This is a genomic window from Ferrovibrio sp. (assembly GCF_025869515.1).
Lineage (GTDB): Bacteria > Pseudomonadota > Alphaproteobacteria > Ferrovibrionales > Ferrovibrionaceae > Ferrovibrio.
This window is the reverse complement of record NZ_JAOZVR010000012.1, coordinates 12,569-35,622: the sequence shown is the minus strand read 5'-3', so window position 1 is coordinate 35,622 and position 23,054 is coordinate 12,569. Positions and strand designations below refer to the sequence as shown.

The 23,054-nt window shown below is 63.6% G+C and carries 22 protein-coding genes; 12 read left to right on the top strand and 10 right to left on the bottom strand.

Annotated features, from left to right (window positions below):
* Positions 1-91: 91 nt before the first annotated feature.
* Genes OJJ21_RS02170 through OJJ21_RS02155 form a run of 4 tightly spaced genes read right to left on the bottom strand, consistent with a single transcriptional unit; the run spans position 92 to position 3,731 of the window.
* Positions 92-880, bottom strand: a complete 789-nt coding sequence (locus OJJ21_RS02170) for an inositol monophosphatase family protein (protein WP_297682739.1) — start codon at positions 878-880, stop codon at positions 92-94.
* A 54-nt stretch (positions 881-934) separates the two neighbouring features.
* The gene (thiE, locus tag OJJ21_RS02165; protein WP_297682738.1) at positions 935-1,600 is read right to left on the bottom strand and encodes a thiamine phosphate synthase; all 666 of its coding nucleotides are present in this window, start codon (positions 1,598-1,600) and stop codon (positions 935-937) included.
* Positions 1,601-1,603: 3 nt separating this feature from the next.
* A complete protein-coding gene (locus OJJ21_RS02160) occupies positions 1,604-2,398 on the bottom strand; it encodes an alpha/beta hydrolase (RefSeq protein ID WP_297682737.1) in 795 nt (264 codons plus the stop codon).
* Between the two features lie 19 nt (positions 2,399-2,417).
* Positions 2,418-3,731, bottom strand: coding sequence for an O-acetylhomoserine aminocarboxypropyltransferase (locus OJJ21_RS02155; RefSeq protein ID WP_297682736.1), 1,314 nt, complete (start codon positions 3,729-3,731; stop codon positions 2,418-2,420).
* A gap of 324 nt (positions 3,732-4,055) precedes the next feature.
* Here OJJ21_RS02155 and OJJ21_RS02150 point away from each other — a divergent pair, with 324 nt between their 5' ends.
* Complete coding sequence (locus OJJ21_RS02150) at positions 4,056-4,688, top strand: TetR/AcrR family transcriptional regulator (protein ID WP_297682735.1); 633 nt, start codon at positions 4,056-4,058, stop codon at positions 4,686-4,688.
* A 40-nt stretch (positions 4,689-4,728) separates the two neighbouring features.
* Positions 4,729-5,214 (top strand): hypothetical protein, encoded by a 486-nt coding sequence (locus tag OJJ21_RS02145; RefSeq protein ID WP_297682734.1) that lies wholly within the window; start codon positions 4,729-4,731, stop codon positions 5,212-5,214.
* Here OJJ21_RS02145 and OJJ21_RS02140 read toward each other — a convergent pair.
* Positions 5,204-5,380 (bottom strand): DUF1192 domain-containing protein, encoded by a 177-nt coding sequence (locus tag OJJ21_RS02140; RefSeq protein WP_297682733.1) that lies wholly within the window; start codon positions 5,378-5,380, stop codon positions 5,204-5,206. The genes OJJ21_RS02145 and OJJ21_RS02140 overlap by 11 nt on opposite strands.
* Before the next feature lie 128 nt (positions 5,381-5,508).
* Between OJJ21_RS02140 and OJJ21_RS02135 the strand changes: the two genes are divergently transcribed.
* The 7 genes from OJJ21_RS02135 (at position 5,509) to OJJ21_RS02105 (ending at position 11,975) form a co-directional block, all read left to right on the top strand.
* Positions 5,509-6,504 carry an NAD(P)H-quinone oxidoreductase gene (locus OJJ21_RS02135; RefSeq protein WP_297682732.1) on the top strand — a complete coding sequence of 332 codons (996 nt, stop codon included), beginning with the start codon at positions 5,509-5,511 and terminating at the stop codon, positions 6,502-6,504.
* A 127-nt stretch (positions 6,505-6,631) separates the two neighbouring features.
* A complete protein-coding gene (locus OJJ21_RS02130; RefSeq protein WP_297682731.1) occupies positions 6,632-7,258 on the top strand; it encodes a cell cycle transcriptional regulator TrcR in 627 nt (208 codons plus the stop codon).
* 317 nt (positions 7,259-7,575) lie between these two features.
* Complete coding sequence (locus OJJ21_RS02125) at positions 7,576-8,550, top strand: ABC transporter permease (RefSeq protein WP_297682730.1); 975 nt, start codon at positions 7,576-7,578, stop codon at positions 8,548-8,550.
* A complete protein-coding gene (locus OJJ21_RS02120; protein WP_297682729.1) occupies positions 8,547-9,467 on the top strand; it encodes an ABC transporter permease in 921 nt (306 codons plus the stop codon). Before OJJ21_RS02125 ends, OJJ21_RS02120 begins: the two co-directional genes overlap by 4 nt.
* A 7-nt stretch (positions 9,468-9,474) precedes the next feature.
* Positions 9,475-10,470 (top strand): ABC transporter ATP-binding protein, encoded by a 996-nt coding sequence (locus OJJ21_RS02115; protein ID WP_297682728.1) that lies wholly within the window; start codon positions 9,475-9,477, stop codon positions 10,468-10,470.
* Positions 10,467-11,480, top strand: a complete 1,014-nt coding sequence (locus tag OJJ21_RS02110) for an oligopeptide/dipeptide ABC transporter ATP-binding protein (protein WP_297682727.1) — start codon at positions 10,467-10,469, stop codon at positions 11,478-11,480. Before OJJ21_RS02115 ends, OJJ21_RS02110 begins: the two co-directional genes overlap by 4 nt.
* A 141-nt stretch (positions 11,481-11,621) precedes the next feature.
* Entirely contained in the window at positions 11,622-11,975 is a 354-nt protein-coding gene (locus OJJ21_RS02105; RefSeq protein WP_297682726.1) for a hypothetical protein, read from the top strand.
* A 15-nt stretch (positions 11,976-11,990) separates the two neighbouring features.
* Here the strand turns inward: OJJ21_RS02105 and OJJ21_RS02100 are convergent, their stop codons facing one another.
* The 4 genes from OJJ21_RS02100 to OJJ21_RS02085 form a co-directional block, all read right to left on the bottom strand.
* The gene (locus tag OJJ21_RS02100) at positions 11,991-15,089 is read right to left on the bottom strand and encodes an efflux RND transporter permease subunit (protein WP_297682725.1); all 3,099 of its coding nucleotides are present in this window, start codon (positions 15,087-15,089) and stop codon (positions 11,991-11,993) included.
* Entirely contained in the window at positions 15,086-16,207 is a 1,122-nt protein-coding gene (locus OJJ21_RS02095) for an efflux RND transporter periplasmic adaptor subunit (protein WP_297682724.1), read from the bottom strand. The genes OJJ21_RS02100 and OJJ21_RS02095 overlap by 4 nt, the downstream gene beginning before the upstream one ends.
* Before the next feature lie 80 nt (positions 16,208-16,287).
* Positions 16,288-16,560: a ribbon-helix-helix domain-containing protein gene (locus OJJ21_RS02090; RefSeq protein WP_297682723.1), complete on the bottom strand. Its 273-nt coding sequence runs from the start codon at positions 16,558-16,560 to the stop codon at positions 16,288-16,290.
* A 115-nt stretch (positions 16,561-16,675) separates the two neighbouring features.
* Positions 16,676-17,878, bottom strand: a complete 1,203-nt coding sequence (locus tag OJJ21_RS02085; protein WP_297682722.1) for a pyridoxal phosphate-dependent aminotransferase — start codon at positions 17,876-17,878, stop codon at positions 16,676-16,678.
* 350 nt (positions 17,879-18,228) lie between these two features.
* Between OJJ21_RS02085 and OJJ21_RS02080 the strand changes: the two genes are divergently transcribed.
* The 3 genes from OJJ21_RS02080 (at position 18,229) to OJJ21_RS02070 (ending at position 21,468) form a co-directional block, all read left to right on the top strand.
* Positions 18,229-19,257: an ABC transporter substrate-binding protein gene (locus tag OJJ21_RS02080; RefSeq protein ID WP_297682721.1), complete on the top strand. Its 1,029-nt coding sequence runs from the start codon at positions 18,229-18,231 to the stop codon at positions 19,255-19,257.
* 121 nt (positions 19,258-19,378) lie between these two features.
* On the top strand, positions 19,379-20,578 hold the full coding sequence (locus OJJ21_RS02075; RefSeq protein ID WP_297682720.1) for an MFS transporter: 1,200 nt from the start codon (positions 19,379-19,381) through the stop codon (positions 20,576-20,578).
* Positions 20,575-21,468: a DMT family transporter gene (locus tag OJJ21_RS02070; protein ID WP_297682719.1), complete on the top strand. Its 894-nt coding sequence runs from the start codon at positions 20,575-20,577 to the stop codon at positions 21,466-21,468. The genes OJJ21_RS02075 and OJJ21_RS02070 overlap by 4 nt, the downstream gene beginning before the upstream one ends.
* On the opposite strand, the gene OJJ21_RS02065 is transcribed toward OJJ21_RS02070, so the two are convergent.
* On the bottom strand, positions 21,465-22,964 hold the full coding sequence (locus tag OJJ21_RS02065) for a methyltransferase (protein ID WP_297682718.1): 1,500 nt from the start codon (positions 22,962-22,964) through the stop codon (positions 21,465-21,467). The genes OJJ21_RS02070 and OJJ21_RS02065 overlap by 4 nt on opposite strands.
* Between the last annotated feature and the right edge of the window lie 90 nt (positions 22,965-23,054).

Here is a 23,054-nt window from a genome sequence, read left to right as displayed (position 1 = left end):
GGCCGTGAAAGCCGACAACCCGGCAAGCCGCCGTCAAGGACAGGAAATCAACACCTTGTGCGGTGCGGCTGAAACTGATCCAGGCCCGAAATCAGGGTTTGAGCAGCTTGGTAAGCGGCGCATGCAGAACATCATTGGCCGCGATGATCCCGCCGGTTTCCATCATCTTTTCGCCGCCGGCCAGATCGGTGACCGTGCCGCCGGCCTCGCGCACCAGCACGATACCGGCCGAGATATCCCAGGGCTGCAGCCCGGTTTCCCAGAAACCGTCGAAACGCCCGGCGGCGACATAGGCCAGATCGAGCGCCGCCGCACCCAGGCGGCGGATACCGGCCACTTCGGCCATCACCGTGGTCATTTCTTTCAGGAAAGGCTCATGACCCGGCTTGCCAAGGAACGGGATGCCGGTGCCGAACACCGCTTCCGGCAGCTTGCGGCGGGCGGAAACGCGGATGCGACGCTCGTTAACATAAGCGCCAACGCCCTTCTCAGCCCAGAACAGCTCGTCGCGCACCACATCCAGCACGATGCCGGCGATCAGTTCATCTTCGCGCTGCACGCCGATCGAAATGGCGAAATGCGGAATGCCGTGCAGGAAGTTGGTAGTGCCATCGAGCGGATCGATGATCCAGTAGCTCTTGCCGTCCCTGGCTTCGATGCGGCCGCCCTCTTCCATCACGAAGCCGAAATCGGGGCGCAGCTTGGACAGCTCCTGCTGCAGAACCTTCTCGGCCTTGCGGTCCGCGGCAGAGACGAAGTCGGCCGGGCCCTTCTTCGAGACCTGCAGGTGCTCGACTTCGTTGAAGTCGCGGATCAGGCTGCGCTGCGCTTTACGCGCCGCGTTTGCCATCGCATTGATCAAAGCGGATCGCAGGGCCATTGGGGACCAAAAATTGGGGGACGGGTGCTCGTTCTGGAAAGGCGGCGGAACCTATCAGCGCCGCCCGTGCTTGGCAATTGCCCGGTTAAAGGCTTTCACCGCCTCGGCCGGGCCCTCGGGATGGCGCCAGACACCGGCGGAAACCGCCAGAAAGTCTGCCCCGGCTTCGATCAGGACCGGACAATTCTCCACCGTTATGCCGCCAATGGCCACACAGGGCACTTCCATCAGGTCGGCCCACCAGGCGATCAGATCGGGCTCGGCCCTCGTCTTGGGTTGCTTGGTATCGGTGGCGAAAAAGGCACCGAAGGCCACGTAATCGGCCCCGGCCTCGGCCGCCTCCATCGCCAGATGACGGGAGTCATGGCAGGTGACGCCAACGATGCGATCCGGTCCCAGGATGCGGCGCGCCTCCTCATAGGACGCGTCTTCCTGGCCGACATGCACGCCATCGGCGCCGAACTTGATCGCCAGATCGGGCCGGTCGTTGATCAGCAATGCGACGTCATACTCGTGGCAGATCGGCAGCAGGGCTTCGGTCGCACGCCGGAGGGCATTGTCGGATGCAGTCTGCTCACCGTCCTTCAGCCGCAGCTGCAGGCAGGCAACATCACCGGCGCCAAGCGCCTTTTTCAGGTCTTCGGCAAACACGGCCGGCTCAAGGACCGGCGGCGTGATCAGATACAGACGCTGTTCGACTTTGACAGATTCTTTGGCCATCTCTTATCCAGCAATGAAACTTTTGAGCGCATCCAGCGTCTCGTCCGGGCGTTCGCCCATCATCATATGGCCGCAACCCGGCAGTACATCGATACGGCCATTCCTGAATTCCTTGGCCCAGCCGCGCGCGGCACGCAACGGCGTCATCTGGTCACGCTCGCCAGCCAGTATCTGCACGGGTGCCGTGATTGCCGCCACCGCCTGCTTGCCGTTCTGATAGGCGTTGCACAGGCGGAAGCCAAGCGCCAGGCAGTGGCGCGGCGCCCGATCGATCAGACGGATGCTACCGTTCAGCAGATGCGATCCGGGCACGCGGTTGCTGCCGATCTGGTTGCGCTTGGCGATCATCCAGTCGTTCATCAGTTCGACGACCGTATAGGCGCCGCTGTCGGCCAACGCCTGCAGTTCGGGATTCACCGCCATGGGGAAAGCGAAGCCGAGCAGCGAAATCCTGCTGACGCGCGACGGATGGCGCAATGCGGTTTCCAGCGCAATCAGCGCGCCCATCGAATGGCCGACCAAGGTCGCCTGCTGCACGCCGGCAGCATCGAGCAGTTGCGGCATCCAGTCGGCGAAGGCCTCGACGCTTTCGAGCATCGGGCCCTCTGAGCGGCCATTGCCCGGCAGGTCGACCGCCAGCACCGAATAGCCGTGATAGGCGAACCAGCGCGTCTGCATCGCCCAGCTGGTGTGATCGCAGGCATTGCCGTGGATGAACACCACGGTCGGTTTCGCCGCATCGAAAGGCTTGCCGCCGGTGGCAGCGAAAATCTTCCTGCCCGTTACATCGAGCCACATCGTTTCGTTTCCTCTTGCCTTATTCCGCTGCTGCCTTGACGGCCTTTTGCGATGCGCGAAGCGCCTGATTGAGATCGTCGATCAGATCCTGCGCGTCTTCCAGGCCAACCGAAAGCCGCACCAGTTCCTCACCGATGCCGGCAGCCTTCAGTTCGGGCGCGCTCATCTGCTGATGCGTGGTGCTGGCCGGATGAATCACCAGCGACTTGGCATCGCCGACATTGGCCAGATGCGAGAAGACCTGCAGCGTTTCGATCAGCACCCGGCCGGCCTCGCGCCCACCCTTCACGCCGAAGGAGAACACCGCGCCACAGCCCTTTGGCAGCAGTGTTTTCGCCAGCGCGTGATCCGGGTGTTCCTCCAGTTCGGGATACGACACCCAGGCGACGGCCAGATGGCTTTTCAGGAAAGCTACCACTTTGCGGCTGTTCTCAACATGGCGTGCCATGCGCAGCGGCAGCGTCTCGACGCCCTGCAGCAGGTGGAAGGCATTGGTCGGCGACATGCAGGCGCCGAAATCGCGCAGGCCTTCCGCGCGCGCGCGCATGATGAAGGCGGCCGGGCCGAATTCCTCGGCAAAATCGAGGCCGTGATAGCCCGCATAAGGTTCGGTCAGGGTCGGGAACTTGCCGGAGGATTCCCAGTCGAAACGGCCGGAATCGATCAGGGCTCCACCGATGGCAACACCATGGCCGCCGAGGAATTTTGTCACCGAATGCATCACCAGATCGGCGCCATGCTCGAAACCGCGGAACAGATACGGCGTGGCAAAGGTGCAGTCGAGCATCAGGGGAATTTTGGCGTCATGCGCAATCTTGGCCACCGCCGGCACATCCAGCACTTCCAGGCCCGGATTGCCGAGAATCTCGCCGAACACCAGCCGCGTCTCGGGCTTGATCGCCGCCTTGATCGCCGCATGGTCGCGCGGATCGACGAAGGTGGTGGTGATGCCGAAGCGCGGCAGCGTATGCACGAGAATGTTGTAGCTGCCGCCGTATATATTGCGCGAGGCAACGATATGCCCGCCCTGCCCCATCAGCGTGACGATGGCCAAGTGCATCGCCGCCTGGCCCGATGCCGTGCAAACGGCGCCGACCCCGCCTTCGAGTGCCGCAAGACGTTCTTCCAGCACCGCAACAGTGGGATTAGAGATACGCGAATAGATATGGCCGCCGCGCTCAAGGTTGAACAGTGTGGCTGCATGATCTGCGTCGCGGAAAACATAGGAGGTGGTCTGGTAGATCGGCACGGCGCGCGCGCCGGTCGTCGGATCGGGCTGCTGGCCTGCATGCAGGCTGAGCGTATCGAAACGGAAGAATTTGGGTTCCAGCATGGCGCCCTCCCGGACAATTTTCTCAAGCTCATGGGTAGCAGACAAAAAAGCGGGCCGCCTCATCCTGGCGGACGGGGCGACCCGACAATCTTGCCTCAACCTCGAAACTGCGGCGATTAATCCACGCCGTGCCCGGATCAGTCAAGGAGATGTAACGGAATGTAACAGGCACGCAAAAAAAGGCCGCCGGTAAGCGGCCGGCGGCCTGAAGGTCAAAACCAACAGGGAGGAAACTATGACCGGACTAAAATCGGTAACTGAGGTGACTATGGCCGGCCGCACTTAAGATTTCGTGAAGCGGCGGCAATCCTGTATGGTCGAGGCATGACAAAATTGGCTGCCGTGTCACAAGCCGAGCCTGAATCGCCCGCCGAAGGCCTGGCGGGACCGGTTCAGGATCGGCTGCTGGATGCCGCCTTGGCCTGTTTTCGCCGGCTGGGCGGCAAACGCACCCGCATCGAGGACATTGCGGCCGAGGCCGGCATCGCCCGCACAGCGGTCTACCGGCATTACCAGAACAAACGCGCCATCGTGGCGGGGCTGGCAACCCGCTGGCTGGCCGAGGACGAGACCCGGCTGGCCGCGATCGCCCGCGACCATGGCCGCAGCCCGGCCGCACGGCTGCAGGCGTTCCTGCTGATGGATGCAGAAAATACAAGGCGTTACCTGTCTGATCCCTGTCTGGTGGAAGTGCTGGACGAGGTGATGCGCAATCTCGCCGGGCTGCTGCGCCAGCATCGCAGCCATATCCGCCGCCATCTGGCCGGCCTGCTGGCCGAGGGCAGCACGGCCGGCGCTTTCCGGGGCGAGCCGGCGGAAAAACTCGCCGTCAGCATCGACGACCTGATGAGCCGCTTTCATGACCCGCGCCTGGCCGCCGATCTGGACAAAACCGTCTGGCACGACCGCGCCACTGCTGCCGTCGACATGATCGTGAGAACTGTTCGGGCACGCTGAATCTTTTGACATATGACAATATTTGTCATATGTCTCAAATGTGACCCCGCTTCGCAAAGTCGCCATCCGCCAGTTCATGGCCAGCATGCTCGCCGTTTCGGCCCTGCTGGCCCGTTGGGCCGTTTTCCAGCCGGTGAGCTTCGGCTGGTCGCGTCTGCTGGCCCGCCTGGCCACCGGGCGCAAAAACATCCGCCCGGCGGCCGACCTGCCGGCGCTCGGCCGCGCCTGGCAGCAGGGCTTTCCCAGCGCCAGACAGGTGCCGATCGAAACCGTTACCGCCGACACCGTCTATGCCCGGATCGAAACGCCCTGCCCGCTGCGCGGCAGCGGGCGCATCTCAGCCTGCTGGCGCATGATGGAATACGACCGCGCCGTGGCCCGCGCCGCCGGCGGGCAATTCATCGTATTGCAGAGCCAGGCCGAGCCCGGTGTGACGGTTTGCCGTGTGGCCCTGCGGCAGGCAGGAACCACGACGGACGACCTGATGCCGGCGCATATCCGCGCGGCTGAGCGGCCTATTTCTTAAAGAAGTTGTCGGCGGAACCGCGCGCCGCCTGCTTGGCCTTGATGACAGCGCGGATGGTGCCGATCTCGGCTTCAAGTGCGACGATCCGCTCCTCGAGATCCTCGATCGACATCGTATCGAATTTCGGCAGCGCCGGCTTGCGCCGCTCGGCCTCGTCCCAGTCCATCCCGGCCTCCCCGGTTTCACTTCGCGATCATACTAATCTCGGCCCGGAGCTGCGATAAAGCGAAACCTGCCGACTTGCCGCGAACACCAGCTCCGATTAGATGACAGGCAGCCATTCAGGAGACCCAGATGCTGCCGCAGACCATGACCGTGATCGAGATCAGCCAGCCCGGCGGCCCCGAAGTGCTGAAACCGGCTGAACGCCCGCTGGTGCAGCCGGCGGCCGGCGAAGTGCTGATCAGGGTGCATGCTGCCGGCGTGAACCGTCCCGATGTGCTGCAGCGCTCAGGGATGTATCCGCCGCCGCCCGGCGCACCGGATTATCCGGGCCTGGAAGTGGCCGGCGAGATCGTCGCGCTGGGAGACGGCGCACAGCGCTGGAAGGTCGGCGACAAGGTCTGCGCGCTGGTTGCCGGCGGCGGCTATGCCACCCACTGCGTGGCACCAGCCGAACAATGCCTGCCGGTGCCACAGGGCCTCGATATGGCCGAAGCCGCCGCGCTGCCGGAAAACTGGTTCACCGTGTGGAGCAATATCGCCGATCGCGGCCAGCTGAAGGCAGGTGAAAGCATCCTGATCCATGGCGGCGCTTCCGGTATCGGCGTCGCGGCGATCCAGCTGGCGAAACTGCTGGGCGCCCGACGAATTTTCGCCACCGCCGGCACCGACGAGAAATGCCGTTTCTGCGAAAGCCTCGGCGTCGAAAAAGCGATCAACTACAAGACCGAGGATTTCGCCGCGCGCATCGGCGAACTGACCGATGGCAAGGGCGTCGATGTCATCCTCGACATGGTGGGCGGCAAATATTTCGCCCCCAACATAAAAAGCCTGGCCGAGGAAGGCCGGCTGGTGATCATCGCCGTGCAGGGCGGGCCGAAGGGTGAAGGCGATCTCAGCCTGCTGATGCGCAAACGCCTGATGGTGACCGGTTCGACCCTGCGGCCGCGACCGATTGCCTTCAAGGGCGCGATTGCCCGGGCCCTGGAAGAGACCGTCTGGCCGGCTTTTGCTGATGGCCGCCTGAAAGCCATCATCGACAGCCGGTTTCCGCTGGCCGAGGCTGCCCAGGCGCATGCCCGGATCGACCATGGCGACCATGTGGGCAAAGTTTTGCTAACGATTTGACATAAAAACAACAACTTAGCACCCCCGGGGCGGTTGCACCCCGGGACCGATGCACTATATTGTCGCGCGATTTCGCCCCCCGCGGCGGCTGCTGACCGCGGCCGGCCGCCTGATGAGGATTTTACCCATGGCATTGCCGTTAATGCCGAAAGCCACTGCCGTGTGGCTGATCGACAATACCAAGCTGACCTTCGACCAGATTGCCCGCTTCTGTGGTCTGCATGTGCTGGAAGTGAAAGGCATCGCCGATGGCGAAGTGGCGGTCGGCATCGTCGGTCTGGACCCGGTTGCCAACGGCCAGCTCGGCCCGGGCGAGATCGAGCGCTGCGAGAAGGATCCGAGCGGCGACCTGAAGCTGCTGGCACCGACCGTGCCGCTGCAGCGTCAGAAGACCAAGGGCGCCAAGTATACGCCGGTCTCCAAGCGCCAGGATCGCCCGGACGCCATCGCCTGGCTGCTGAAGTATCATCCCGAGGTGCAAACCGCGCAGATTCAGAAGCTGCTCGGCACCACCAAGGCGACCATCGATCGCGTGAAGAATCACACGCATCCCAATCACGCCAATATCAAACCGCGCGATCCGGTCTATCTCGGCATCTGCAGCCAGACCGAACTGGATCGCGTGCTGATCCTCGCGGCCAAGCGCCGCGACAACAAGGAAAAGCGCGAGGCGCGTGAAGCCCGCGCCAAGGCACGGACCGACAGCTCGCCCGCCGCGGAAGCGCCGGCCGAAGCCGCAGGCAGCGACGAGTAACGACAGCCGGGGCGGCAACGTCCCGCTGCGACACCATCCCAGCGCCGCCGGTTGCATGATCGGCGGCGCTGATCGTTTGCGAACCAATCGCGTCGCTGGTCCGTGCGGCGACCGCAACCGCTTATCGCAACCTGACACTCGTTCTGACTGTTGCCGGCGCCTGTCGACAGAGAAAAGCCATGTCGCAGCGTTATTGAGCTATCCCCAAGAAAACCTAGGCACTGCAAAAGGATTCCGGTATAGGCTGGGGCAGCAAAGCCGGATCAACGACCACAGAAGTGGCACCGGTAAAACAGGTGTCGGGGCGTCTTTAGGTCATGCTCGTTTTTATTATCAGACGCCTGATGCAGGCGGCATTGGTCATGGCGGTTATGTCGGTGCTGGTTTTCGTCGGCATCTACATGATCGGCGACCCGCTGGCGATTCTGGTCAGCCCGGAAGCCACCGAACTTGATCGCGAAGCCATCGCCAGATCGCTCGGCCTCGACCGGCCGATGTGGGAACAGTATCTCACCTTCGTGCTCTCGGCACTGAAGGGCGAGTTCGGCAAATCCTTCGTCTTCGGCCAGCCGGCCATCAACCTGATCCTCGAACGCATGCCGGCAACACTGGAGTTGGCGCTGATCGCCACATTCTTCTCGGTCGTGATCGGCGTGCCGCTTGGCCTCTATGCCGGCCTGCGCCATGAGACCGTGACGGCGCGTGCCATCATGGCCGGTTCGGTACTCGGCTTCTCGCTGCCGAATTTCTGGGTCGGCCTGATGCTGATCATGGTGTTCGCCGTTCAGCTTGGCTGGCTGCCGGCTTCGGGGCGTGGCCCCACCATGGAAGTACTCGGCATCCACGTCAGCTTCCTGTCACTCGCAGGCTGGAAATACCTCGCGCTGCCGGCACTCACGCTCGGCCTGTCGAAATGCGCCCTCATCATCCGCCTGGCCCGCGCCACCGCGCGCGAGGTGATGCTGATGGATTACGTGAAATTCGCCCGCGCCAAAGGTCTGAATGAACGTCGCGTCATCGGCGTCCATATCCTGAAGAACATCATGGTGCCGATCACCACGGTCACCGGCCTGGAGCTCGGCAGCCTGATTGCCTTTGCCGTGATCACCGAGACGATCTTCTCCTGGCCCGGCATGGGCAAGCTGCTGATCGACTCGATCGTGCACCTCGACCGTCCGGTTGTGGTCGCTTACCTGATCGTCGTCGTCTTCCTGCTGGTGATTATCAGCCTGATCGTCGACATCCTGTATTCCGTGCTCGATCCGCGCGTGCGTCTGGGAGAGGCGAAATGAGCCAGACTGCCACGACACCGGCAGCCGTTGCGCCGCTGGCCAAGACCGAAGCGCCCTGGAAGCGAATCGTCGCCGACTTCGCCGAAAGCAAGCTGGCCATTCTTGGCCTCGTGCTGCTGGTGCTGATGATTGGCGCGTCCCTGGTGGCGCCGCTTATCTCGCCGCAGAACCCCTACGACCTAGCGATCCTCGATATCATGGATGCGCGCCAGCCGCCGGGCGAAGTGTCGGGCGAAGGCTTCACTTTCCTGCTGGGCAGCGACGGCCAGGGCCGCGATATGCTGAGCGCCATGCTGTATGGCCTGCGCATCAGCCTGATGGTTGGTGTGGTTTCGGTGGTGGCCGCGCTTGGCATCGGTGCCGTGGCCGGACTGCTGGCGGCCTATAGCGGCGGCAAGATCGATGCGCTGATCATGCGGGTAGTCGATATCCAGCTTTCCTTCCCTGCCATCCTGATCGCGCTAATTCTGCTCGCCGTGCTGGGCAATGGCGTCGACAAGGTTATTTTCGCGCTGGTCGCCGTGCAATGGGCCTATTTTGCCCGTGCCGCCCATGGCGCTGCGCTGGTGGAGCGCAACAAGGAATATATCGAGGCCGCCCGCTGCCTCGGACTCGGCCGCACCCGCATGCTGCTGAAGCATCTGCTGCCCAACTGTCTGCCGCCGCTGATCGTCATTGCCACGATCAATATCGCCCGCGCCATCACGCTGGAGGCCACGTTGAGTTTCCTCGGCCTCGGCGTGCCGGTGACCGAGCCCTCGCTGGGCATGTTGATCGCCAACGGCTTCGATTATCTGCTCAGCGGCGTCTACTGGATTTCGCTGTTCCCCGGCCTGGTCCTCACCATCGTCATCATCGCCATCAATCTGGTCGGCGACCAGTTGCGTGACGTCCTCAATCCCCGCCTCAAGCGCTAAAAGCTCCATGACCGCCACGCTCCAGGTCGACAATCTCGAGACCCAGTTCCCGACCCGCGACGGCATCGTGCGTGCCGTCGATGGTGTCAGCTTTTCCGTCGAGGCCGGCGAAATCCTCGGTCTGGTCGGTGAGTCCGGTTCCGGCAAATCGATCACCGGCTTCTCGATCCTCGGCCTGATCGATCCGCCTGGCCGCATCGCTGCCGGCAGCGTCAGGTTCAAGGGCGAGGAACTGACCACCGCCAGTCCGGACCGCCTGCGCAGTCTGCGCGGCGCGCGCATCGCGATGATCTTTCAGGATCCGATGATGACGCTGAACCCGGTGCTGCGCGTCGACACCCAGATGATCGAGACCGTGCAGGCGCATGAGAAGGTCAGCGAGGCCGCCGCCCGCGCCCGCTGCATCGAGACACTGCAGTCGGTCGGCATCGCGGCCCCCGAAGACCGGCTGAAATCCTATCCGCACCAGTTCTCCGGCGGCATGCGCCAGCGCATCGCCATTGCCACGGCCCTGCTGCACAAACCCGACCTGATCATCGCCGACGAGCCGACCACCGCGCTGGACGTCACCATCCAGGGCCAGATCCTGTATGAGATGCGCAAGCTCTGCCGCGATACCGGCACGGCGCTGATCTGGATCACGCATGACCTCTCGGTGGTGGCCGGCCTGGCCGACCGCATCATGGTCATGTATGCCGGCAAGATCGTCGAAACCGGCGCGATTGCCACAGTAATCGAACGGCCGCAGCATCCCTATACCCGCGGCCTGATCGGCTCGGTGCCCGGCGCAATGCCGCGCGGCAAACGCCTGTTCCAGATTCCCGGCATGGCGCCAGCGCCGCTGAACCTGCCGCCGGGTTGCCGCTTCAAGGCCCGCTGCGGTCGCGCCGATGCCGTTTGCGACACCATGCCGGAACTGACCGAGCTCAATCCGGGCCACAAGGCCCGCTGCCATCACCCCTTCGATGCCATGCCGCTGAGCCCGGCGGAGGTTGCCTCGTGACCGCCCCCATTCTCGAACGCCCCATCCTCGAACTCAGGGGCATTTCCAAACGTTTCGTCTGGCGTCTGGATATTGCCGCCAGGATCGCCAACCTGTTCGGCGCCGGTCTGAAGGAACGCGCCGTCCATGCCGTCAACGATGTCGACCTGACGATCCAGGAAGGCGAAGTGGTCGGCCTGGTGGGCGAAAGCGGCTGCGGCAAGTCCACGCTCGGGCGCATCGTCGCCGGCATCATGGAAGCCAGCGACGGCAGCATCCAGTATCGCGGCAAGACGGTTGCCGACCGCAGCAGCGCGGAGCAGCGCGCCTATAAGCTGGGCGTGCAGATGATTTTCCAGGATCCCTATGCCTCGCTTAACCCGCGCATGCGGGTGGAAGAGATCATCGGCGAGGCGCCGGTGGCGCATGGCCTGATCAAGCACGGCGAGATGGGTGCCTATGTCGAGAAGATCATGCTGCAGGTCGGACTCGACCCGCGCTATCGCAAACGCTATCCGCACCAGTTCTCCGGCGGCCAGCGCCAGCGTATCGGCATTGCCCGTGCGCTTGCCGTGCAGCCGAAATTCATCGTTTGCGACGAAGCCGTGGCGGCGCTTGACGTTTCGATCCAGGCTCAGGTGTTGAACCTGTTCATGGATCTGCGCGAACAGCTCGGCCTCACTTACCTGTTCATCAGCCACAACCTGTCGGTTGTCGAGCACATCTCCGACCGCGTGGTGATCATGTATCTCGGCCGCGTTGTGGAAAGCGCACCGACCGAGCAGCTGTTTGCCTCCCCCAATCATCCGTATACCCAGGCCCTGCTGGCGGAGGCGCCGAAACTGGTGGCCGAGCGGCGCGACTACCTGCCGATCAAGGGCGAAATCCCCTCGCCGCTGAACCCGCCGCCGGGCTGCCATTTCCATCCGCGCTGCCCGAAGGCTTTTGCCCGCTGCAGGACCGAAGTGCCTGCCCTGAAAGAGATCGTGCCCGGCCGCCTGTCGGCCTGCCATCTCAACGATGCAGCCTGACTCAATTTTAGGCATAATTCGATCACAGGCTTGTAACGGCTCTAAAGCACAGCAAACGGAACCTTAAGCATCGTCCGCTAGTTTGTCGGTGTGAAAGAAGCGTCTGCCCGACGCGGACGCGCACACCGAAGGAGGCCAGCCATGCGCAAGGCCGTCTCATCTCGTGCGTTTCTGTTCACTGCCGTCTCACTTATTTCCATTGCCGCCATTCTCTCATCTGCCCGCGCGCAGCAGCAACCACTGCTCTGCGGCCTGCGCGACGATATGGGCAAGATGCTGGATCAGCGTTTCGGCGAGCAGCCGCAGGCCGCCGGTGTGGTCGGCGACCGCATCGTCGAACTGCTGGTTTCCCAGACCGGATCCTGGACCATCCTGATCACCAGCACCGACGGCCGCGCCTGCGTGGTCACCGGTGGCGAGGACTGGACCGATCAGCCGGTGACCACGCCCAGCAAGGTCAAGGCCGACAAGGTCAGGCTCGAGTCGAGCCTGTAAGCGCTCCCCGCCGCCTCAGGCGGCAGCGGGTCGCTTCACTCTGAACCAGGCGGCATAGAGGGCCGGCAGGAACAGCACCGTCAGCAGCGTGGCCACCAAAAGGCCGCCGATGATGGTATAGGCCATCGGGCCCCAGAAATTGCTGGTCGACAGCGGGATCATGCCGAGGATGGCAGCCAGCGCGGTCAGGATGATCGGCCGGAAGCGTCGCAACGTCGCATTAATGATGGCATCCCAGGCCGCTTCGCCGCCGGCGATATCCTGTTCGATCTGGTCGACCAGGATCACCGAGTTGCGCATGATCATGCCGGCCAGCGCGATGGCGCCCAGCATGGCGACGAAGCCGAAGGGCACGTTAAAGATCAGCAGGCCGAGTGTGACGCCAATGAGGCCAAGCGGCGCGGTCAGCAGCACCAGCAACATGCGCGATACCGACTGCAGCTGGATCATTAGCAGCGTGACCATGATGCCGATCATCACCGGCACCACCGCGCCGATCGAGGCATTGGCCTTTCCGCTCTCCTCGATGGCGCCGCCCATGACGATGCGATAATTCGGCGGCAGGTGTTTGCGCAACTCATTGAGTTGCGGCTCGATCTGCATCGACACCACCGGCGCCTGGATACCATCGACGATATCGGCACGCACGGTGATCACCGGCTGGCGATCACGCCGCCAGATAATGCCTTCCTCCAGCTTATAGGCGATTTCCGCCACCTGGCTGAGCGGCACCGGCCGGGTGCTTTCCGCGCCCGCCACGTTCAGGTCTTTCAGACCGGTCAGGCTGAGCCGTTCGCTCGCCTCGGCACGGGCGACCACGTCGATCAGTTCACGGCCCTCGCGATACTGCGTCACCGTCAGGCCCGACACGATGGAATTGAGCGTGGTGGCAAGGTCCTGCGAGGATATGCCGAGCAGGCGCGCCTTGGCCTGATCGACATCCAGTTTCACCACCTTGCTCAGCTCGTTCCAGTCAAGGTTGACGTCCCGCGTATTCTGGTTGGCCCGCATCACATCGGTGACCTGGAAGGCGATGCGACGCACTTCCATCGGATTGGGGCCGCTGACGCGGAACTGCACCGGGAAACCGACCGGCGGACCGTTTTCCAGGCGGTTGACGCGGCCGCGCAGCAGAATGAAATCCTCCTGGAAGGCGGCAATTAGCCTGTCGCGCACGCGCTCGCGCTCGGCATCGCCCTTGGTCAGCACCACGACCTGGGCGAAATTGTCATTCGGCAGCTGGATATCCAGCGGCAGGTAGAAGCGCGGCGCACCAGCGCCGACATAGGTGGTGTAGCTGACGATATCGACATCGTCCTTCAGCAGGGCTTCCAGCTTCAGCGCCTCTGCCTCGGTGGCGGCAATCGAGGCGCCCTGCGGCAGGCGAAGATCGACCATCAACTCGGGTCGGTTGGAGGACGGGAAGAACTGCTGCTGAACGAGGCCGAAGCCGAAGACACTGAGCACGAAAATGCCGGCCGTGGCGCCGATCACGATCCAGCGCCGACGCACACACCATTCCACCATCGGGCGGACAAAGCGGTAGATGCCGCGGTGATAGACGTCCTCGCTGTGGCCATGGCCGGCTTTCGGCGCCGGCAGCAGGGTATAGCCGATGAACGGCGTGAAGATCACCGCCACCACCCAGGACACCAGCAGCGAGATGGTGACCACCGCGAAGATCGAAAAGGTGTATTCGCCGGCCGAGGATTTGGCGAAGCCGACCGGCACGAAACCGGCCGCCGTGATCAGCGTCCCGGTGAGCATCGGAAAGGCGGTCGAGGTATAGGCGAAGCTGGCAGCACGGAAGCGGTCGAAGCCCTGCTCCATTTTCACCTGCATCATCTCGACCGCGATAATGGCGTCATCCACCAGAAGGCCGAGAGAAATGATCAGCGCACCCAGTGAGATGCGGTGAAAATCGATGCTGAAAATCTGCATGCATACGAAGGTGATGGCCAGCACCAGCGGAATGCACAGCATCACCACCATGCCGCTGCGCAGCCCCAGACTCAGGAAGCTCACGCCCAGCACGATCACCACGGCCTCCAGCAGAACCTGCATGAATTCCGAAATCGAACGCTGCACCACGGTGGGCTGATCGGCCACCTGCAGCATCTCGATGCCGATCGGCATATCGGCCTTCAGCCGCTTCATGGTGGCGTCGAGCTGCTTGCCCAGCTCGATCATGTTGCCGCCCTTGGCCATCGAAATGGCAAGGCCGATCGATTCCTGGCCGTTGTAGCGCAGGCGCGGACTCGGCGGATCGGCATAGTCGCGCTTGATGTCGGCGATGTCGCCGAGCCGGATCAGTCGGCCGTTGGCCTGGATCGAAAGTTCCGACAGCGCCTTGCCGCTTTCGATATCGCCGCTGACCCGGGTGGCGATACGGTCAGACGAGGTCTGCACCACACCCGATGCGGTCTGGGCATTCTGCGCCTGGATCACATCGATGACCTGCTGCGGGCTGATGCCCAGATTGGCGAGTTTCTTGTTGGAAAATTCGATAAAAATACGCTCGGGTTGCACGCCAAGCAGGTCAGCCTTGCCGACATCGCGGATGCGCAGCAGTTCTTCGCGCACGTCTTCCACGTAATCCTTCAGCTCGCGATGGGTGAAGCCATCCGCCGTGAAGGCATAAATTGTGCCGAAGGTGTCGCCAAATTCGTCATTGAAATAGGGACCCTGCACGCCGGCCGGCAAGGTCTGGCGAATATCGCCCACCTTCTTGCGCACCTCGTACCACACGCCGGACACCGCCTTGGGCGGCGTGCTGTCGCGCAGCGTCACGAATATCGTCGACTCGGCCGCCTTGGAATAGCTGCGCACATTGTCGAGATAAGGCGTCTCCTGCAGCTTCTTCTCGATCTTGTCGGTGACCTGCTGCTCGACCTCGCGCGCCGTGGCGCCGGGCCAGTTGGTGCGCACGATCATCACCTTGAAGGTAAAGTCCGGATCCTCGGCGCGGCCAAGCTGGTTGTAGGACAGCGCACCGGCCACCAGCAGCAGCACCATCAGAAAACCGATCAGCGAGCGATGCCGCAGCGCCCAGGCAGACAGGTTGAAACGGCCGACACCCTCATCGTCGGCTGCAGGAGACGGATGCTGGCTCACGACTTCTTCCCCGCCGCGGCAGACTGCACTTCGGGCAACAGGCGTACGGTTTGGCCGGAGATCAGCTTGTGCACCCCGGCCGTGATCACCTTTTCGCCTTCCCTGAGGCCATCGGCGATCAGCACGGCTTTCTCGATATAGGCGGCCACCTTCACCGGCCGCAGCGCGACCGTGCCCTCACCTTCGGCCGGGCCGGTATAGATCCACACGGCCGGCTCGGCGCCCTGCTGATAGAGCGCGGCCAGCGGCAGCGCCACGACTGAGGCATCCGAGCGGCGCACGATCGATACGGTCGAGGTCATGCCCAGCCGCATGCCGGGCGGCGGACTCTGCACGCTCACCTTGACTGCATAGGTACGGGTGGCCGGGTCGGCGCCGGGCGCAATCTCGCGCACCACGCCGCTGTATTCCTTTTCCGGCTGCGCCCACAGGCTGATGGCAATGGCCGTGGCGTTGCGCAACTCGTCGAGGCGGTTTTCCGCGACGTTGAACACCACTTCCTTCTCTTCCGGCCGCGCCAGCTTCAGCACGGTCTGACCAGCCGCAACCACCTGACCGGTCTCGACGCCGATCGCTGTCACCACGCCATCGGCATCGGCATGCAGTTCGGTGTAGTCCATCTGGTTCTGCGCCACGCGCAGCTGCGAGCGGGCACTGTCGAGCTGCGCTTCGGCCGTGTTGTAGGTGTTCTGCCGGCGGTCCAGTTCGGCCTGGCTGATCACCTTGCTGTCGAACAGCGTCTTGTAGCGCCGCAGCTCGGTCTGGGCCTGGTTGAAGTTGGCTTGGGCGGCGCTGAGCTGGGCGCGGGCATTCTGCGTCGCCAGTCGGGTATCCTCGGGATCGAGGCGGGCCAGCAGCGCGCCTTTCTTGATCTCGGAACCGATCTCGACATAGCGGGCGACGATCTTGCCACCGACCCGGAAGGCTATGTTGGTTTCATAGCGGGCACGCACTTCGCCGGTATAGCTCGAGCGGCTCTCGAATACCTGCGGCGATGCCGTAGTGACGCGCACCGGCCGGATCGGCTCGGGCGGCGGCGCGGCGCGTTCGCACCCCGCCAGCAGCAGGAACGAGGCCAGGGCCGTGATGGCCATGACAGAGTGTGAGGATCGGGTCATACGCATAGCCGCCTGTTCTGCGGACGGCCGCGCGGGAGCGCATACGCTATTGAACCTGGCAATCCCCCGAACGCCGTACGCTACTGTTCTTGCTTCCCTGCCGGCGGGGCCGCTCTGGCGGCGGTTCCCGATGGCTGCAACAGCCCCTCGACTGCCCGATCCAGAATCCACACCCGGATCGCGCTCGACAGGTTGCCCGAACGTGCAGCGTCAATATCGCTGACCATCTGGTTGATGGTCTTGCCTTCCCTGGCGGCCAACTGCTGCAGCGCCTCCCAGAAAGCCTGTTCAAGGGAGATACTTGTGCGGTGGCCGCCAACCACGACGGAACGTTTCTTTACCGTGGTCGGCATGCGTGACCTGTCCGGCCGGGCGGCCGCGACACCGGCTGCTTAGCATCGGCGGATTTCCGCGCCAAGCGGGCCTGTTGTCGCGGCGTGACGGCCGTCACCAGTTACCTATGAGAAATCATGAAAGCTGCGAACAGAATTCCTGAATCCGCCCGCAGGCGTCCTTCAGGGCTTCGGTTGACGTTGCGTAAGAGATGCGGAAATGCGGCGCCAGGCCGAAGGCTTCGCCGAACACCACCGCCACGCCCTTCTCTTCCAGCAAGGCGTTGCAGAAGTCGAGGTCGGTATTGAGTTTCACGCCGCCCTTCGAGGTCTTGCCGATGGTGCCGGCACAGCTCGGATAGACGTAGAAAGCGCCTTCCGGCTTCGGGCAATGGATGCCCTTGGCCTGATTCAGCATGCTGACCACCAGATCGCGGCGCTGTTTGAACACCGCATTGTTCTTCGGGATGAAGTCCTGCGGGCCGTTCAGCGCCTCGACGGCGGCGGCCTGGCTGATCGAGGACGGATTCGAGGTCGACTGCGACTGCAGGTTCGACATCGCCTTGATCAGCATCTGCGGACCGGCGGCATAGCCAATCCGCCAGCCGGTCATGCAATAGGCCTTCGACACGCCGTTCATGGTCAGCGTGCGCTCGTACAGCGCGGGTTCGACCTGGGCCGGCGTGGTGAAAACGAAGTTGTCGTAGACCAGATGCTCGTACATGTCGTCGGTCAGGATCCACACATGCGGATGCCGGACCAGCACGTCGGTCAGCGCCTTTAATTCGTCGCGCGTATAGGCAGCGCCTGAAGGGTTGGACGGCGAATTCAGGATCACCCACTTGGTCTTCGGCGTGATCGCCTTCTCCAGCGCCTCGGCACGCAGCTTGAAGCCGTCTTCGGCGCTGCCGGTAATGAAAACCGGTGTGCCGCCGGCGAAGTTGACGATATCCGGGTAGCTGACCCAATACGGCGCCGGGATGATCACCTCGTCGCCGGGATTCACTGTGGCGAGCAATGCATTGAACAGCACCTGCTTGCCGCCGGTGCCCACCGAAATCTGTTCCGGCTTGTAGTCGAGGCCGTTCTCGCGCTTGAACTTGGCGACGATCGCCTGCTTCAGCGCCGCCGTGCCGTCCACATCGGTATAGCGGGTCTCACCGCGGTCGATCGCCGCCTTGGCGGCCTCACGGATATTGGCCGGGGTCTCGAAATCGGGCTCGCCGGCACCGAGGCCGATCACATCGCGGCCGGCAGCCTTGAGGGCGCGGGCCTTCTGGGTGGCAGCGATGGTCGCCGAGGGCTTGATGCGACCGAGAGCATCGGACAGGAACGGCATTGCTTTGGCGACTCCTAGGCGCGGACGGGAGGGAATAAGGCGGGCGAACCATACGTCCGGCCTCTGGGCGGTGCAACATATCAACTTGTCGCCCTGACAATGTTTTGCCGCAAAAGCAGGCATCACGGCGGTGCCTTGGGCAGACCGACGGGCGGCTCGGGCAGCCGTGCGGTTTTCGCGCGGCTGACGCCACCTTGGGACTGGTCCCGGAATTGCATACGATCTGCCTCGGACCTGTGTTCGATTCGCTCTTGGCGGGTGCTTTCGGGCCGGCATAGACTGCCGGGCCTGAGCCGAGGCCCGACTCGCAGATAATCGGCCGGGATTGACGTTCACCGGGGAGACTGACCATGACTTTCGCACGTAGATTTACCTTTGCCGCGGCTGGCGTCACGCTGGCGCTCGGCCTGGGCGCCGCCAGCGCTGCCGATGCGCAGACCAAGATGAAATTCACCCTCGACTGGGCCTTCCAGGGTCCGACCTCGGCGTTTCTGGTCGCTGAACAGAAGGGGTATTACAAGGCGGCCGGGCTCGACATCACCATCGATGCCGGTCAGGGTTCGGCCGGCGCGCTGCAGCGTGTGGCCACCGGCGCCTATGAGATGGGCTTCGCCGACATCAATGCGCTGATCGAATACAACGCCAAGAACCCCGAAGGCCAGGTGAAGGCCGTGATGATGGCCTATGACGCGCCGCCCTTCGGTGTCTATGCGCTAAAATCCTCGGGCATCAAGACGCCCAAGGATATGGAAGGCAAGAAGCTCGGCGCCCCGGTCTTCGACGCCTCCTTCAAGCTGTTCCCGGCCTATGCCGCCAAGGTCGGCATCGACAAGAGCAAGGTCACCTTCATCAACTTGCAGCCGCCGCTGCGTGAGCCGAGCCTGAAGAACGGCAGCGTCGACTTCATCAGCGGTCATTATTTCTCCTCGATCCTCGATCTCGAAAAGATCGGCGTGAAGCAGGAAGACGTCATCGCCTTCCCCTATGCCGATGCCGGCATGGATTTCTACGGCAATGCCGTGGTCGCTTCGCCGAAGTTCATCAAGGAGAACCCCGCTGCGGTGAAGGCTTTCGTGGCCGCCACCATCAAGGCCTGGAAGGAAGTGGCCGCCAACCCCGAGGTCGGCGTCAAGGCGACCAAGACCCGCGATGGCCTGACTGACGAAGCGCTGGAAATGAAGCGTCTGAAAATGTCGCTGGAGCGCAACGTACTGACCAAGTACGTCAAGGATAACGGCTTTGGCGGCGTCGACATGGCCCGCCTGCAGCGCTCCTCGGATTCGGTGGCCTCGGCTATCGGCCTGGAAAAGGCGCCGAAGGCCGCTGACCTGTTCCAGGAAGGCTTCCTGCCGGCGAAAGCCGAACGCATGATGCCGTGATCGGCATCTGAAAAACTGCTACAAGGAAGCGGCGGGGGCGAACCCGCCGCTTTTTTTCGTCTTCGCCTCTCCGCGCTTTGGTTTGTTTTTGCCCGCTGCATCCCAGCCGTCCGCCGCAACAATGACTGTACCTCGCCATCGGACCGACTGGCAGGCGGTTTCCGCCGTCATTGCCGCCGGCGTGATTGTGTCGATGCAGGTCGGCAAACTGCCGCCTCTGCTCGGTCAGTTGCGCGCCGAATTCGGCCTCGACCTGGTGCTGGGCGGCCTGGTCGCCTCCTCGGTCAGCCTGGTGGGCGGCGCCTGTGGCATCATGGCCGGCTTCGCCGGCGACCGCATTGGCGGCCGCCGCGCCCTTATGCTGGGCCTGCTGATCAGTGCACTCGGTTCCTTTGCCGGCGCCTTCAGCCACAGCACCGTACTGCTGCTGGCGGCACGGCTGGTGGAAGGACTGGGTTTCGTCATCACCGTGGTCAGCGGCCCCAGCCTGGTGACGGCCGCCACCCAGCCGGCGCAGCGCAGCCTCGCGCTCGGTTTCTGGAGCAGCTACATGCCGCTCGGCGTCACGCTCGGCATGCTGGGTGCCCTGGCAGTCAGCCACGACGTGCTCGACTGGCGCGGCCTGTGGCTGGCGATGGCCCTGCTGCCTCTCGCTGCTGCTCTGCTGCTGCCGCGCCTGACCGCAGACGTGGCGCAGGCCGCGCCGCGCCGCTTCAATGCCGCTGTGTTGCGCCGTCCCGGACCGTGGCTGCTGGCCGGCTGCTTCGCCTGCTACACCACGCAGTGGTTCTCCATCGTCACCTGGATTCCGACCTATCTGAAGGAAAGCGGCCAGAGCAGCGAAACCATTCTGGCGCTGGGCGTCGCCGCCGTCGTATTGGTCAATGCGGTCGGCACCACGGTTGCGGCCGCGGCCATGCATCGCGGCCTGCCACGCTGGCTGATCATCGCCACGGTCAGCCTCGGCATGGGTGTGCTTGGCACTGCGTCTTTCGCGCCTGACCTGCCGGTGCTGACCAAGATCGCCCTGGCCATGGCCGCCAGCGGCTTCGGCGGCATGCTGCCAGCCGCCGTGCTAGCCGGTGTGCCGATGCAGGCCCGCGATGCCTCTGAGATCGCCACCGTCAACGGCGTGGTGGTGCAGTTGCTGAATATCGGCTCGTTCATCGGGCCGCCGGCCCTGGCAGCGCTCGTGGCGCATTTCGGCGGCTGGGGTGAGGGTCGCTGGCTGCTACTGGCAGCCGGCAGCATCGGCCTGCTGCTGGCGCTCGGACTGCGCGCAACCGAACGTAATGACGGCAAGCAGGGGCCTGCGGCATGAAACCCAGGTTTGAACGCGGCGACCTCTACCTGCTGCTCACCGTCATCGTCTGGGGCAACACCTTTCCGACGGCAAAATATGTACTCGGCGTCATACCACCCGACATTTTCGCCTCCACGCGCTACCTGCTGGCCGCTTTCACGCTGATGGGGATTCTCATCTGGCGCGAGGGTCTGAAACTGCCGCAGCGGCGCGATCTGCTGCCGCTGCTCGGTTTCGGTTTCCTCGGCATCACCCTGATGCAGCTGGTCTGGTCCACTGCGCTGTCGCTCAGCACCGCTTCGAAAGGCTCGATCCTGATTGCCACCTCGCCGATCTGGGCCCTGATCCTGAACAGCCTGCGTGGCCAGCGTCTGTCGTTGCCGGCATGGGGCGGCGTGGTGCTGTCCTTCGGCGGTGTCTTCCTCGTGATCAACAACAGCCTGACGGCCATCACCGTGGGAGGCGGCCACATCCTGGGCGACCTGATGTTCCTGGCTGTTGCCTTCTGCTGGGCGCTCTATTCCGTACTGTCCCCGCCCTATCTGCAGCGGCTCGGCACGCTGTACGTTTCCGGCTGGTCGATGCTGTTCGGCGCCCTGCTGATGACGCCGGTGATCGCCTGGCGCTGGAACGACGCGCCGTGGGCGGCGATGCAGACCAGCCACTGGGCCAGCTTCGCCTACACCGTCGTACTCGCGGGCGCACTGGGCTACCTGTTCTGGTATGAAGGCATTCGCCGCCTCGGCATCGCGCGGTCGGTGATCTATTCCTACCTGATCCCCGTCTTCGCCATGATCAGCGCGGTGGCTTTCCTCGGCGAACACGTCTCGCTGGTGCAGCTGATGGGCGCGGGGGTGGTGATCGCCGGCCTGGTGCTGACGCGCTGGACAACACCGCCACCGCCCTAGCTTTCCGCGATCAGACAGAAGCCGCTGCCATCCAGCAGCGGTTCGACGGCGAGCACGAACAGCCCTTCGGCCTTGGCCGTTTCGCTTAAAACACCCGCATCGCCGTTAAAGACACCGACGAAGACGCCCGCCGCCGCCAGCGCAATCTTCACGGCCGAGAAGAAAATCGCCGCATCGGCCTGGGTAACGGCGGGATCGGCAGCCATGATCAGATCGTAGTGATCCGGCCGGTCTTCCAGGAAGTGGATCACGGCGCCGCTGTCGCAGTCGTCATACAAACCGGTTTCAAAGGCGCGGCGGCTGCGCGCCGAATCTTCCGCCACCATGTCGAGGTGCTGGCTCAGCTGGCGCAGGTCACCAGCGTGTCTTGCAAGACAGCCACCGAGATCAATGGCCCAGCCGACAGCGAAGCCGTTGCCGATCATGCGCTGCGCAGCCGCCACTACGACGCCGGCATGCGGCATATCCAGGCCTGCCAGCAAGTCATCAAGCGGCATGACCGACAGCGCGGCTGCCTGCGATTCAGGTGTTTCCTGCGCACGCAGGGCAAAGACATACCCGAGGACCGGCTTGTTTTCTTCCTTGCGCAGTTCGATCTCATCGAAGCTGAGCACTACAAAACCAGCCTCGGCTGCGCGCTTGCGCAAATACGCTTCGCCATGCTGGTAGCGGCCGGTCTTGCCGGCCTGGTAGCGGGCGCCACTGCCCTTCTCCACCGTGGCAACGAACAGGCCGCCATCCGGCAGACTGCCGCGCACGGCTTCGAATAGCGCGCGCAGGTCGCCGAAATAGGACAGCACATCGGCGGCCGCCACCAGCTCATAGACATGCGGGCGTTTCTGCAGCTCGGAAACGATCTCGCCGACGGTCAGTTCGTCATACAGCCGCCGGGCCCGCGCCTTGTCGACCATTTTCGGCGATAGGTCGATACCATCGAGCCGTTTGACGAGACCTCGCAGTTCGGGAGCCAGCAGGCCGGTGCCGCAACCCAGATCGATGCCGCGCGCCACGCCGGGACTTTTATCAAGTGCTGCGCGGGTGGCGGCGGCGACATGCTGCGGCGCGCGATAGTCGAGCCAGTCGACCAGCTTCTCATCGAAGCTGTCGGCAAAGGCATCGAACAGGGCCGCGACATAGGCCTCATTGGCTTTCTCGGGCACCTCTCCCGCCAATACGGCCACCATATGGCGGGCCTCGGCATGACCGGGATGCAGCGTGAGCATACGGCGATAGGTGATCAGCGCATCGGCGCGGCGGTCGAGCCGCAGCTGCAGGCGGGCCATCTGATGCAGCTGGAATTCAGATGCCGACGCGGCAGCCAGCGCACGCTGCAAGCGATTCAGATTGGCCGCCAGGGTCTCGGCCAGTCGCAGCTGCGCCAGCGCGCTGTGCACCGGATCGATCACGGTTTCGGCCGGTGTTGCCGCCGGCGCCACCGCCTTCACGCCGCCCATGCCCAGCAGCATGTTGCTGATGCCGGCAAAACCTGGACGCACACCAACCTGAGCCGGCGGTGGAACAGAAGGAAGGCGGAAAGGATCGCCCTTTCGACCAGGCTTGTTCTGTGCGCGACGCTCTTTACGATT